The sequence below is a fragment of the Streptomyces sp. SolWspMP-5a-2 genome (genome assembly GCF_900091845.1).
In the GTDB taxonomy this organism is placed as follows: Bacteria; Actinomycetota; Actinomycetes; order Streptomycetales; family Streptomycetaceae; genus Streptomyces; species Streptomyces doudnae.
The window spans coordinates 20,596-33,736 of sequence record NZ_FMCI01000168.1 but is presented as its reverse complement, the minus strand read 5'-3'; the positions used below and the strand labels follow the sequence as shown (position 1 = coordinate 33,736).

At 74.0% G+C, this 13,141-nt stretch carries 11 protein-coding genes; 9 read left to right on the top strand and 2 right to left on the bottom strand.

All coding sequences use genetic code 11. The features are described from left to right. Window positions 1-179: 179 nt before the first annotated feature. The 5 genes from GA0115242_RS17525 (at window position 180) to GA0115242_RS40785 (ending at window position 6,204) form a co-directional block, all read left to right on the top strand. A complete protein-coding gene (locus GA0115242_RS17525; protein ID WP_161353181.1) occupies window positions 180-611 on the top strand; it encodes a DUF2000 domain-containing protein in 432 nt (143 codons plus the stop codon). Between the two features lie 61 nt (window positions 612-672). Beyond that, a complete protein-coding gene (locus GA0115242_RS17520; RefSeq protein ID WP_093829471.1) occupies window positions 673-1,032 on the top strand; it encodes a CU044_2847 family protein in 360 nt (119 codons plus the stop codon). Between the two features lie 28 nt (window positions 1,033-1,060). After that, window positions 1,061-1,801, top strand: a complete 741-nt coding sequence (locus tag GA0115242_RS17515; RefSeq protein ID WP_202555449.1) for a formylglycine-generating enzyme family protein — start codon at window positions 1,061-1,063, stop codon at window positions 1,799-1,801. Between the two features lie 240 nt (window positions 1,802-2,041). Continuing rightward, window positions 2,042-5,716 (top strand): serine protease, encoded by a 3,675-nt coding sequence (locus GA0115242_RS17510; protein ID WP_141721622.1) that lies wholly within the window; start codon window positions 2,042-2,044, stop codon window positions 5,714-5,716. A gap of 311 nt (window positions 5,717-6,027) precedes the next feature. Next, window positions 6,028-6,204 carry a hypothetical protein gene (locus GA0115242_RS40785; RefSeq protein WP_161353179.1) on the top strand — a complete coding sequence of 59 codons (177 nt, stop codon included), beginning with the start codon at window positions 6,028-6,030 and terminating at the stop codon, window positions 6,202-6,204. Window positions 6,205-6,421: 217 nt separating this feature from the next. Here GA0115242_RS40785 and GA0115242_RS17500 read toward each other — a convergent pair whose 3' ends face one another. Beyond that, a complete protein-coding gene (locus GA0115242_RS17500; RefSeq protein WP_093829464.1) occupies window positions 6,422-7,267 on the bottom strand; it encodes a helix-turn-helix transcriptional regulator in 846 nt (281 codons plus the stop codon). Window positions 7,268-7,505: 238 nt separating this feature from the next. On the opposite strand from GA0115242_RS17500, the gene GA0115242_RS17495 reads away from it, so the two are divergent. Both GA0115242_RS17495 and rfbB read left to right on the top strand, forming a co-directional pair. Continuing rightward, entirely contained in the window at window positions 7,506-8,348 is an 843-nt protein-coding gene (locus tag GA0115242_RS17495; RefSeq protein ID WP_093829462.1) for an NAD(P)H-binding protein, read from the top strand. 327 nt (window positions 8,349-8,675) lie between these two features. Next, window positions 8,676-9,671 (top strand): dTDP-glucose 4,6-dehydratase, encoded by a 996-nt coding sequence (gene rfbB, locus GA0115242_RS17485; RefSeq protein WP_093829458.1) that lies wholly within the window; start codon window positions 8,676-8,678, stop codon window positions 9,669-9,671. 79 nt (window positions 9,672-9,750) lie between these two features. Here the strand turns inward: rfbB and rfbA are convergent, their stop codons facing one another. Continuing rightward, window positions 9,751-10,623: a glucose-1-phosphate thymidylyltransferase RfbA gene (gene rfbA, locus GA0115242_RS17480; RefSeq protein ID WP_093829549.1), complete on the bottom strand. Its 873-nt coding sequence runs from the start codon at window positions 10,621-10,623 to the stop codon at window positions 9,751-9,753. 405 nt (window positions 10,624-11,028) lie between these two features. On the opposite strand from rfbA, the gene GA0115242_RS17475 reads away from it, so the two are divergent. Beyond that, window positions 11,029-11,979: a thiamine pyrophosphate-dependent dehydrogenase E1 component subunit alpha gene (locus tag GA0115242_RS17475; RefSeq protein WP_176729839.1), complete on the top strand. Its 951-nt coding sequence runs from the start codon at window positions 11,029-11,031 to the stop codon at window positions 11,977-11,979. Window positions 11,980-12,011: 32 nt separating this feature from the next. Beyond that, the gene (locus GA0115242_RS17470; protein WP_093829454.1) at window positions 12,012-13,049 is read left to right on the top strand and encodes an alpha-ketoacid dehydrogenase subunit beta; all 1,038 of its coding nucleotides are present in this window, start codon (window positions 12,012-12,014) and stop codon (window positions 13,047-13,049) included. Window positions 13,050-13,141 lie beyond the last annotated feature (92 nt).

Below are 13,141 nucleotides of genomic sequence, written 5' to 3'. Positions count from 1 at the left end.
CGCCGCCCCTCGCCGTCACATGGTCGAGCAGCGCTCTTCGGCGACCGTTTCCGGACCTCTTCCGACGCTTCCCCGCGGCGGTGCGACCGTCTGGGCCGGAAGGTCCCGCGCGGCCACCGCCAGTGGATACCCTGTTGAACTCATCTGACGGACAAGACAGTTCGGCGAAGGAACCCCGCGTGACCTACGACTACCGCGCCAAGAAGACGGTGCTCGTGCTGGCCTCCCACCTGGAACCCGGTGTGGCGCTGAACGTCGCCGGGCACCTGTCCGTCGCCCTCGGCGCGCACGGCGACGACGGCGACCTCATGGGGCGGGACGTCCTCAAGGACGCCTCCGGCGTCCCGCACACCGGGATCTCCAAGTACCCGGTCATCGTGACCAGGGCCAAGCAGAACCGGTTGCGGCGGCTCGTCGCGGAGGCCAGGGAGCGCGACGACGTGTTCTGGACCGACTATCCCGAGCAGATGCTCACCACGGGCCACGACGACGAACTCGCGGACGCCGTCGCGGGCACCGCCGAGGAGGACATCGCGTATCTCGGAGTGATGGTCTACGGGCCCCTTGACGCCGTGACCGCCTTGACCGGACGCTTCAGTCTCTGGCAGTAGCCGCGAGCGCCGTGCCGGGAACGGCAGGCGGCGACCGCCCGTGGCGGTGGATCGGGGGAACGTGAGCAGGCAGCGTCTGACACTGTCCGACGGGTCCGTCGTGTGGGTGGACACCGTCCCGGGCGACGTCGAGGAAGAGGTGGCCTTCCGGCGCGGGACCACCCCTTTCTCCGCCGTCATGCCCTCGGTCGTCACCCTCTGCCAGGACCTCGGCAGCGCCCTGAAGGCGGCGGCCCCGCACCGCGCCCAGGTGCAGTTCGGGGTGGCGTTCAAGGCGGAGAGCACCGGCCTGTCGGCGCTGGTCGCCAAGGCCGGTGTCGAGGCCAACTTCCTGATCACCCTGGAGTGGTCGCGCGACGGCCGCCCGGAGTCGGACCTCCTGAGCGGCCCGGACGCCGCGCCGGACTCCGACGCCGGGTGACGGGCGCGCGGGACCAGGGGCGGCGACCGTGTTCCTCAACGGCCACGAACTCGTGAACATCCCCGCGGGCATGTCCTGCCTGGGCAGTTCGGAGCTCGACCCGTACGCGGGCGATCTGGAGTTCCCGATGCGGGAGGTGTACGTCTCGGAGTTCCGTATCGCCCGCCACCCCACCACCCGCCGTCAGATGACGGCGTTCCGGCGGGCGGTCGGCTGGGAACTGCCGTCCGACGGCTGGCAGTCGGAGAGCCGGGCCGTCCCCGGCGGCGACACCGCCCTCGACCTGCCCGCCGTCGGCGTCTCCTGGGAACTGGCCCTGGCCTACTGCGGCTGGCTGGGCGAACGCTCCGGGCTGCGCTTCGCGCTGCCCACCGAAGCCGAGTGGGAGAAGGCGGCCCGCGGCGGCGACGACCGGATCTGGCCGTGGGGCAATGAGTTCAGGCCCGACCGGTGCAACTCCGCCGAGGACGGCAGGAACGCGTTCCGCTCCGTGTACCAGGTCGAGGAGGGCGCCTCGCCCTACGGGTGCCTGCACATGGCGGGGGGCGTGTGGGAGTGGTGCGAGGACTACTACCACAGCCGCGCGCATCAAGAGGCCCAGTTCATCGACCCGTTCGCGGCCCGGCCCGCCTCGCGCCGCGTGGTCAAAGGCGGTTCCGCCTACTGCACCAAGGAGATCGTGCGCCCCGCCTGCCGGGACTGGACGAACTCGTACAACCAGGGAGGTGCCGATGACGGCTTCCGCGTGTGCGTGCGCCCCTGGCGCTGACCACGTCCCGCGGGCATCCGCCGCATCGCGGGCATCCGCCGCATCGCGGGCACGCGCCGCATCGCGGGCACGTGCGGGATCGCGGGCACGTGCGGGATCACGGGTCCCCGCCGGACCGCGCGACCCGTACGGGCAGCGCGTCCTGTACGGGCAGGGCGACCCGTACGGGCAGCGCGTCCCGTACGCGCCGCGCGGGTGCCACCGGCGCCGGTACCGTTCGCGCCGTCTTCGCGGTGCACCGTGAACACCGGCACCAGGAGACCCTCCGACGGCGCGGTCCCCGGGGCGACCGTCGCCGCCGTCGACGCGGCCGTCGTCCGGATCACCCAGGGCCCCGACGCCGTCGGAACCGGCTTCTTCGTCCTGCCCGGCTGGGTGCTGACCTGCGCCCACGTCCACGACCCCGCCGACCCCCGGCCGCTGCGCGTGCACTGGCGGGACCGCGAACTCCCCGTACGGGCCACGGTCGCCCCCGCTCCCGGGGAGCCTCCCGATCTGCTCCTGGTCAACGTCGACCACGACGACCACCCGGTGCTGCCCCTCGGACCCAGCGGATACGGCGTCTTCGGCTTCTACGCGTACGGCCACCAGTGGGAGGACCGGGGCTACCGCGGCTACCCGGCGTCCGGCCGGGTGACCGGTTCCACCACCTACCACGGTCGGCCGGGCCGCCCCGAACCACCGCAGCGGCTCCTGGTGCTGAACGACGCGGCCGTCAGACCCGGGATCAGCGGCGGACCCGTCCACTCGCTCGTCGACGACCGTGTCGTCGGGGTGGTGAAACGTTCGAACCCCGACGGCGGCGGCTACGCGGTCCCCGTCGAGGAGGCCGAGGCACTCCGCCCGGGGCTCCTGGAGGAGAACGCCGCCGCCGTCGACCGGGCGGGCGGCGGCCCTGGCGGCGGACGTCGGTCCGCGGCCGTCAGCGGCTACCTGATGAGCCTCCAGCGCGAGCACTCCTACGTGACATTCGCCAACCTGGAGCGGGACGTGCGCCTGGACGAGGTGTACGTGACGCTGACCCTCGCCGCGGACACCCTGGACGGCGCCGCCTTCTCCCGACGCCCCGGCGGTGGCTTCGAGTTCGCCCCCGAAGGCGCCAACGAGAAACGTGACTCCCGGCGCGACCGGGGCAGCCCGCAGCCGCGCACCCGGCAGCCGAACGCTCCCCTGGGGGAGCTGCTGGCCGCCCCCTGCGCGACGGTCCTCGGCGAACCCGGCGCGGGCAAGACCACACTGCTGCGCCATCTGCTCGTCAGGACCTGCCGGGGCGAGCTGTTCGGCGGCGACCTGCCGGTCTTCGTGCGCATCGCGTCGCTGACCGAGGAACCCGACTGCCTGCGCGCCTACCTGCGCGGCGCGTACCCCGCCGTCGCCGACGAACTGCTCACCGCCTGCGCCACCGGCCGCGCGGTCTTCTTCCTCGACGGTCTCGACGAGGCGCCCGCCCCGCTCCAGCGCAGGGTCGCGGAGGAGATCCGCCGCCTGCTCGCCGCGCAGAACCGCTTCTACGTCTCCTGCCGGACCGTGGCCTTCCCGCGCGGCCTGCTGCCCGGCGCCTTCCGCACCTTCGAGTGCGTCGGCTTCAGCCGCGGCCAGCGGGCGCGCTTCCTCGCCCGCTGGTTCGAGGACCGGCCCGCCGTCGCGCACGACATCGAACGGCAGATCGACGTCAACCCCGCGCTGACCAAGTTCGGGCAGAACCCGCTGATGCTGTCCCTGTTGTCGGCGGCGCAGCGCGACAACGACGAGGTGTACGTCCCCCGGCAGCGCACCGAGCTGTACGCGGTGCTCCTCGACGTCCTGCTGACCGGCAGGGAGTCAGCGGACGGCGACTGCTCGCCGCTCCTCAAGCGCTCCTTCCTCAGCTGGCTCGCCCTGGAACTCATGCACCTGCGGCGGGAGTCGTTCGGCGAGGAGGAGTTCTACGCGCTCTGGGGCCGCTTCGTCGCCGAGCGGCCCGCGGGAGCCGCCCCGGCGACCACCCCCTACCAACTCCTGAGCACGCTCACCGAGCGGGACGCGATCCTGCTGCGCGGTCCCGGTGGCCGCTACGGCTTCCTCCACCTGACCTTCCAGGAGTACTTCGCCGCGCGCGCCCTCGGCGGCCGTCCCGACGGACCCGACCAGGCCCTCGGGAGATGCCACGACCCGCGCTGGGAGGAGGTGGTCAGGCTGTACACCGGCATGCTCGGACCCGATGACGCCGAACGGTTCGTGACGCGGATCGCGTTCGCGCCCGGCGGCGCACCGCGTTCCGTCGAGGCGCTCACCCTCGCCGCCCGCTGCGCCTCGGACGGGCTGGACGAGGCCGCCCCGGTCTGCGACGACCTGGTCGACGCGCTCCTGCCGGTCGCGTTCGGACCCGGATCACCCCTCGCCGTCGAGGCCGCGCACGCGCTCGCCGCCCTCGCCGCCGCCTTCCCCGAGTACGTGGGGACGGTCGCCGACCGTCTCTTCGGCGCGCACCGGCCGCCCCGGCACCTCTTCGTGCGGTACGTGGACTTCCTCGGGCTCGTCGCCGGGGAGGTCGCGGGCGAGGTGCTCGCCGAGATGCTGCGCAGGCTGGCGGAGACGGACCCCACCACCTCCGACCGGCCCGTCGACGCCGCCTTCGACCTGGAGGGCTGGGTCCTGTGCGCCGTCGAGGTCGTCGAGGCGCTCGGCCGGTGCGGGCGCCCGGAGTCGGTGCCCCTGCTCGCCCCGCTGCTCGACCACCCGATGAGCGCGGTCTCCGGCGCCGTCGGCCAGGCCCTCGACGAGATCCCCCTCAGCCCGGAGAGCGGCCCCCTGCTCGCGGGACCCGACGGCACCCTGCTGGGCCGCCTGCGGGCACCGCTGGCCATGCGCGTCACCTCGCCCGCCTTCGTGCGGGAGACGATGCGCGCGCTGTTCGTCGACGCCCCCGACCCGGTCGGCCAGCTCGCGATCCGGCACGCCGTCGACCCCGAGTGGGTGGAAGGCGACAGAGGGTTCCACGCGCGCCTCCTGCACGACGCGACCGACGACCACGCCCGCGCCAACCTGCTCTCCCTGACCTCCCTCGGCGTGTACGCCGAGGACACCGGATCCGTGCTGGAGACGGCCCTGGACGGCGGGGCGCAGGAGCGGCTGCGCGTCGCGGCCCTCGCCTTCCTGCTGCGCTGCCGGCCCGCCCTCACCCGGCCGCTGGTCACCGGCCTGCTCGACGAGGGCGACCCCACCCTGGTCAGAGCGGCCTTCTCCGCGCTCGGCCGCACCGGCAACACCCAGGCGCACGCCCTCCTCCTGAAGCGCTCTCTGCGGCGCGACCACGACTGGCTGATCGACCTGTGCCTGCGCCTGTTCTGCCAGGTGCCCGCCCCCGTCTGCCGCGGCTGGCTGCGCACCGTCCGCACCTCGCACTGCGGCCCGGACGACGGCGAACGGCTCCGTCTCGCGCTGCTCTGCTCGTCGGCGCTGCGCGACCCGTCCGTGCTGCCCTCGCTCGCGGCCCTGCTGCGGACGCCGGGACCCGCCGGCCTCGTCGACCGGGTCACCGCCTACCGGGGCCTGGCCAGACTCGAACACCCGCGGGCGGAAGGGCTGCTGCTGCGGGCCCTGTCCGAGGAGGACGACCCCACCGCCACCGTCCAGGGCATCGAGGCGCTCGGCGCGCTGCGCACCCCGGGGGCCGAGGAGGCGCTGCTCAGCTACCTGGACCCGGCCACCTGGCCGCCGAACTGGCCCGCCCGCAGCCCCGACCCGGGCCAGGGCGAACAACGCCCGTCCGACCAACGGGTGCTGGCCGCCGCCGTCGCGCTGGCCCGCACCGGCACCCCGCGCGCGATCGGCCCGCTCGAAGGGCTCAGCGGGCGCCGGACGGAGAACGCCGGGCTGCGCCGGGTGGCCTACGAGGCGGTGCGCACCATCCGCTACTCCGCGCAGGAGGAGTAGGGACGGGGGCAGGCCTGGCCGGGGAGCGAGGGCGGCATCGCCCGCGACCAACCCGCGGACAGCGAGATGACGTGCACGGCCGAGGACGCCCGGCGCGGCAGCCCGGTGGTGCTCGGGATCGGCCTCCCGCCCGATGCCGAGGGCGGGCGCTGATCACAGAACGCCGTTTTGCGGCGATATCCGTACGTGTCCGCGGCGCCCGCCCTATGCTTGCTGGACGAGATGTCAACAGGGGTGACGGTCGTCGCTTCACGGGGGTAACTGTGCTCAGTTCGCTCAATCCCGCTGCCCGCTGCAGCTACCTCGTCTACGTGGAACACCTGAAGAACTGCCCCGCGTGCCATCGTCACGGCCGCCGCTGCGAGCAGGCCGAACAGCTGGTCCGCGTCTACCTGGCCGATGCCAACCCGGTGCGTTCCGCCGACGGCGCGCGTGCCCCGGAGCCTGCCGCGGGCGCCGCCCCGGACGCCCCCGAGAGCCAGGGCTGAGCGCACCGGCCGTGCGCGACCGGGGGTGACGGCGTCCGCCGAACGTGGCCGGTGCGGAGCGCTGATCAGGGTGCGCTCGGTGCGCCCGCCGGGTTCGGGGACGCGGCGGGCAGGGCGTGACCCCTGGCGGGCTCGCGGGGTGCCTTGATGGGGAACTTGACGGGGAAAGGGTGCTGGGGCTGCATCTCGCCGTGGGTGCTGTGCCGTCCCGGTCCCGTCATGGTGCTGTGCCGGGAGGGTCCAGCTCGGCCAGTGCGGCGGCGCTGGGGCTGCCGGGGTCCGCGGTGTAGAGGACCAGCCGCAGGCTGGTGCCGGGTACGAGCAGGGTGTGGCGGTCCAGGCGCAGTTCGCCGAGCGCGGGATGGCGCAGGCGTTTGCGCAGTGTCGGCCGGGGGCGCACGTCGTGGCTGAGCCAGCTCGCGGCGAAGTGCGGGCTGTGCGCGGCGTACGCGTCGACCAGCTCGCCCAGCGCGCGGTTCGCCGGGTGGCGGACGGCCGCCGCGCGCAGGTGGGCGGCGGTCTGCCGGGCGAAGGTGTCGTCCGTGCCGGTGGCGGGCGAGCAGAGGGTGCCCGCCAGCCGGACGGCGAGGCGCACGGTGTTGCGCTCGTGGACCGGCAGGTGCGCGAAGTCGGTGATCAGGGTGGCTGCCGCGGAGTTCCAGGCCACGATGTCCTCGATGTCGTTCACCAGATAGGCGGGTACCGGTCCGACCTGGTGCAGCAGCCGGCGTGCGTCGGCGGGCACCGGCGCGGGATCGGTGTCCGTGCTGGGCGGGATCTGCCCGGCGAGCCGGGCGAGATGCTCCCGTTCGCTGTCGGTGAGGCGCAGTGCCGTGCCCAGCGCGGACAGCACCTGCGGCGACGGGCGCGGGGCGCGGGCCTGCTCCAGCCGCTCGTAGTAGCTCGTGGACACCCCGGCCAGGGCGGCCACCTCCTCCCGCCGGAGCCCCGGGGTCCGCCGGGCACGCGGGCCGGGCGGGTGGAGGGCCGTGGACGGCATCTGGGCGGGACGCAGGGCTTCCCGTCGGCGGCGCAGGAAGTCGGCCAGTTCTGCTCTGCTCACCCGGTCAGGCTGGCACAGGGCCGCCCCGCTTATCCACGGACCAGTGGTCCGGGGCTTACCGGTGCGTTCCGCGGTGCCGCCCGCGCGGCCACTCTGGTGCGGTCACCCGTCGCGCAGACCGCTGGAGAACCACCGTGTCACCACGCACGTCCGAAGAGACCTCCCGCCTGCTGCTGGAGCTGCCGCCGGCCGGCACACTGCCCGAACTGCTCGGCTCGCTGAGCGCGCAGGCCACCCGATGACCGGCGTGCTCGTGACCGGCGGCACCGGGAAGACGGGCCGCGTCCTGGCCGCGCTGCTGCGCGAACGCGGCGTGCCGGTCCGGGTGGCCTCCCGCACCCCGCCGGCCGGAGCCCCGGCGGCGGTCCGGTTCGACTGGAACGACCCGGCCACCCATCCCGAAGCGCTGCGCGGGACGGACCGGGTCTACCTGGTGCCTCCCGTGCACACCACGGACCCGATGCCGCTGGTCCGGCCGTTCCTGGCCGAGGCCGAACGCCTCGGCGTGCGCCGGGTGGTGCTGCTCGGCTCCGCCCTCGTGCTGCCCGGTGCCCCCGGCGCTCTGGAACTGGCCGCGCACGTGCGGGCCCGGCCCGGATGGGTGGTGCTGCGTCCCTCCGGGTTCATGCAGAACTTCCTGGCCCCCCACCCGCTGGGTGAACGCATCCGGCGACACGGTGACATCCGCACCGCCGCGACGACCGGGCGGGTGGGCTGGATCGACGCCGGTGACATCGCGGCGGTGGCCGCCGCACTGCTGGCCACGCCCGACGGCCACACCCACGCCCCGCGCGACCACCTGCTCACGGGGCCGGAGGCGCTGAGCTACCAGGACGCGGCGCAGATCATCTCCCACCACACGGGCCGACCGATCCGCGTCGTGCCCGTCAGCGTCGCCGAACAGGCGGACGTCTACCGCGCGTCCGGCATGCCGCACGCCTTCGCGACCGCCCTCGCCTCCGTCGACGCCGGCATCCGGACGGGCCGGGACGACCACATCAGCACCGCGGTGCGGGACCTGACCGGCCGCCCGCCCCGCACTTTCGCCGGGTTCGTCCGGCAGCACGCGGCCCGGTGGTGAGCACCGGGACACCCGGAAATTGTCGCGCCCCGGGCCCGGGGGTGCCGGAGGCGTCATCACCACGGAACAGCCAACAGGACCGCGCCGCCCGAGACCCGTGACAGCACCGCTGCCCGGCCGCACCCGCTCCCGGTCCCGGGCGAGGGCTCGAGTGACGGTCGACGGCTCCGCGACCGGGTGGCTGCCATCCTCGACGGACCGACACGGCGACCGGCGGGAGCGGAAGATGGCCTCGGAACGGTACGGGACGCGGCGCACGGCGGAGACGTCCCGCGACGACGGTGAGCGAGCCGACCGGCCGCGCCACGAGCCCGGGGGTGCGCGCCCGTGAGGCTCCTCGTCACCGGCGGCGCCGGATTCATCGGTTCCCACTACGTCCGCAGCCTCCTCTCCGGCGCCTACCCCGGGCACGACGGGACCCGGCTGACCGTGCTGGACAGCCTCACCTACTCGGGCACCCTCACCAGCCTGCCGCCCGCGCACCCGCGTCTGACGTTCGTGCGCGGCGACATCCGCGACCGCGACCTGCTCCTCGACCTGCTGCCAGGACACGACGCGGTCGTGCACTTCGCCGCCGAGTCGCACGTGGACCGCTCCATCGCGGGCTCCACGCCCTTCGTCACCACCAACGTCGTCGGCACCCACACCCTCCTCGAATGCTGCCGGCGGACCGGCGTGGAGCGCTTCGTGCACATCTCGACCGACGAGGTCTACGGCTCGGTCGAGGACGGCTCGTGGACGGAGGCGTCCCCGCTGGAGGCCAACTCGCCCTACGGCGCCTCGAAAGCCGCCTCCGACCTGTTGGTGCGCGCCTTCCACCGCACCTACGGGATGTGGACCACCGTCACCCGGTGCAGCAACAACTACGGTCCCCACCAGTTCCCCGAGAAGATCATCCCGCTGTTCGTCACCCGCCTCCTCGACGGGCGCAAGGCACCCCTGTACGGAGACGGCCTGCATGTCCGGGAGTGGCTGCACGTCGACGACCACTGCCGGGCCGTCCAGCTCGTCCTGGAGTCGGGCCGGGCCGGGCGGACCTACAACGTCGGCGGCGGCACGGAGCTGACCAACCGCGCGCTGACCGAGCGGGTGCTCGCCGAACTCGGCGTCGGCTGGGACCGGGTGGAGCGGGTCGCGGACCGCCCGGGACACGACCGCCGCTACTCCCTGGACGGCACCCGCATCCGCGAGGAGCTGGGGTTCGCGCCCCGGGTGGACTTCGCCCGCGGGCTCGCCGACACCGTCCGCTGGTACCGGGACCACCGCGACTGGTGGGAGCCGCTCGCCCACCGCGCCGCCGCACTCGACGCCCCGGTCGGCTGATCCGGGGCAGCGCGGCGGGCCCGCGCCGGGGACGACGTCCGGCGCCGGCCCGCGCTCGCCCGCTCAACCCCCTTGTGGCTCAGCGGAGTTCGGCGGCAATGGAGATGACGTACTGGCCGTAGCCCGAGGCGGCCATCCGCGACCCCAGCCGGTGACAGGCGTCGGCGTCGATGAGGCCGAGCCGCAGCGCGATCTCCTCCAGACAGGCGATGCGCACGCCCTGGCGCTCCTCCAGCGTCCGCACGTACTGGCCGGCCTGGAGCAGCGACTCCGGTGTCCCGGTGTCCAGCCAGGCGAAGCCCCGGCCCAGGTCGACCAGCCTGGCCAGACCCCGCTCCAGGTAGACCCGGTTCACATCGGTGATCTCCAGCTCGCCGCGCGCCGAGGGCCGCAGGTTCTTCGCGATGTCGACCACGTCGTTGTCGTACAGGTAGAGGCCGGTGATCGCGCGGTTGGAGCGCGGACGCTCCGGTTTCTCCTGGAGGCCGACGAGGACGCCGTCCGCGTCGGTCTCCCCGACGCCGTAACGCTGCGGGTCGTTGACCGGGTAGCCGAACAGCACACAGCCGCTGACGTCCCTCGCGTTCGCCGCGAGGGTCTCCGAGAAGCTGGTGCCGTGGAAGATGTTGTCGCCGAGGATGAGCGCCACCGGGCCGTCCCCGATGTGCTCGGCGCCGATCAGGATCGCGTCGGCGATGCCCCGCGGGGTGTCCTGCTCCGCGTAGGTGAGCCGCAGCCCGAGGTGGGAGCCGTCACCGAGGAGCGTCGTGAAGCGCGCGGTGTCGGCGGGGTTGGTGATGATCAGGATGTCCCGGACGCCCGCGAGCATGAGCACCGAGAGCGGGTAGTAGATCATCGGCTTGTCGCCCACGGGAAGAAGCTGCTTCGACGTACCGATGGTGATCGGGTGCAGCCGGGTCCCGGTCCCGCCGGCGAGAATGATGCCCTTCATACGCGCGTGCCCCTTCGGACGTCGGGTGCGGGTCGGGACGAGCGGTCCGGCCGGCGGGTCTGCCGCGAGCGGCGGCCCCGCGCGAAGGTCACCGGTCCGTTCCGACGGCCGTGCCGGTCCGTCGAACACCTCGTCACCGGTCCGCACGGAGGAGTCCACCGCACCGCACCTGGCTCGGCTGCCTCTGGAACGGGGCTCGACTCCCGTTGCCCCAGGGGCGGTTCGGCACCGCGGCCGCCCCGGGTGTCGAGGCGGGCTTCACCAGTCCTCTAGGGCACGCTCCGACGATAGGGCTCCGAGGAGGGGCGCCGTCCGGCAGCTCGGCACCGTTCGCGGGCCCGGCGCCCCGGAACTGGCTGCGAGGAGGCCCGAATGACGTCCGGCCCTGCCCGGTTGCTCCGAGACATGGTGCGCATCCGTGTCGTCGAGGAGACACTCGCCGACCACTACCGCGACGAGCAGGAGATGCGCACCCCCACCCACTTCTCGATCGGCCAGGAGGCGACCGCGGTCGGCGTCTGCGCGGCCACCAGGCCGGGCGACTGGGTCTACACCGCCCACCGCTCCCACGCCCCCTACCTCGCCAAGGGAGGCGACCTCACGGCCATGGTCGCCGAGCTGTACGGCCGGCAGTCCGGCTGCGCGCACGGCCGGGGCGGCTCCATCCACCTCGTCGACCGGACGGCGGGCTTCGCGGGCTCCGCGGCCATCCTCGGCGAGATGATCCCCGTGGCGGTCGGCACCGCCTGGGCCTTCGCCCGCCGGGGCGGGACTCGGGTCGCGGTCACCTTCTTCGGCGACGGCGCGACCGAGGAGGGCGTCTTCGCCGAGTCCCTCAACCTCGCGGCGGTGCGGCGCGCCCCGGTCGTCTTCGTCTGCGAGAACAACCTCTACTCCATCTCCTCCCCGCTCGCCGCGAGGCAGCCCGCGGGCCCGACGATCCGCGACCGGGCCGAGGCCGCGGGGGTGACCGCCGTCCAGGTCGACGGCAACGACGTGTTCGCCGTCCACGACGCGGCCCTGACGGCGCTGCGGCACTGCCGCGACGGCGGCGGACCCTACCTGCTCGAACTGGCGACCTACCGCTGGCGCGAACACGTCGGTCCCGGCCACGACCACGGTCACGGCCAGGGATACCGGCCGGTCGAGGAGACCGAGGCGTGGATCGCCCGCTGCCCGATCGCACGGGCGGCCGACGCCCTGCGCGACCGGGACCCCGGCATCGACCGGACCGTCGCCGACTGGCGGGAGCAGTGCCGCGAGGAGATCCGCGACGCGGTCGCCCACGTCCGACAGCAGCCGTTCCCCGACGTCGAGGCCCTGCTCGACGGCGCCTACCAGCCCGTGCCCCGCTGACCGGGTGCACTCGACGAGGAGGACCAGGACCCGTGCGCACTCTCACCTATGGACAGGCGATCAGTGAGGCCACCGTGCAGTGCATGGCGGCGGACGACAGCATCTTCGTCGCGGGAGAGGGCGTCGACGACATCAAGGGCACCTTCGGCACCACGAAGGAGGCGTACGCGCGGTTCGGCGCCGGACGCGTCATCGACGTGCCCAACTCCGAGAACGCCATGGCGGGGTTCGCGATCGGAGCGGCGGCGGCCGGACTGCGCCCGCTGCTGGTGCACACCCGCGCCGACTTCATGTTCCTCGCGCTCGACCCGCTGGTGAACCTGGCCGCCAAGTGGCGCTACATGTACGGCGGCGACAAGGGCGGGGTGCCCGTGGTCACCCGCGGGGTCGTCGGGCGGGGCTGGGGGCAGGGCGCGACGCACTCGCAGAGCCCGCACGCCACCTTCGCCCACTACGCGGGCCTGCACGTGGCGGCGCCCGCGTCACCCGCGGACGCCAAGGGGCTGCTGGTGCGGGCGCTGACCGGGGAGACCCCCGTCGTGCTGGTGGAGAACCGCAACCTGTACCCGCTCACCGGGGAGGTGCCCGAGGAGGCCACCCCGATCGACTTCGGCGTCGGCAGGATCGCCCGCAGGGGCGACGACGTCACCGTGGTCGCGACCTCCCTGATGGTGCACGAGGCGGAACGCGCCGCCGAGCAACTGGCCGGGCGGGGCATCAGCGTGGAGGTCGTCGACGTGCGCACCCTGCGTCCCCTCGACGACCGGATCATCTGCGAGTCGGTGGCCAGGACCGGCCGGCTGGTCGTGGCCGACACCAGCTGGGCCCGCTACGGATTCAGCGCGGAGGTCGCGGCGGTGGTCGCGGAACACATACCGCAGGCCCTGACCGCCCCGGTACGGCGCCTCACCCTGCCGGACAGCCCGGCCCCGGTGTCCTGGCCCCTGGAGGAGGCGTTCCACCCGGGCGCCGCCGGGGTCGTCGAGGCATGCCTGCGCCTGTGCGGCCAGGCCCCGGGCGACCTGCCCGCGCTGGCGGACGTGGCGGCGGGCTTCCAGGGCCCGTACTGACGCGCGCGGCTGACCCGGCCCGCCGGACGCCGGCCGCGGGGGCGGAAGCCCGTGCGGCCGACGTCCGGCGGCGCTGGGGCGGTCGGTGGCGA

Coding starts and splice junctions, on each gene's coding strand:
- GA0115242_RS17495 (WP_093829462.1), top strand. CDS start 7,506: ATGACCGGCGTGCTCGTGACCGGCGGCACCGGGAAGACGGGCCGCGTC.
- rfbA (WP_093829549.1), bottom strand. CDS start 10,623: ATGAAGGGCATCATTCTCGCCGGCGGGACCGGGACCCGGCTGCACCCG.
- GA0115242_RS17475 (WP_176729839.1), top strand. CDS start 11,029: ATGGTGCGCATCCGTGTCGTCGAGGAGACACTCGCCGACCACTACCGC.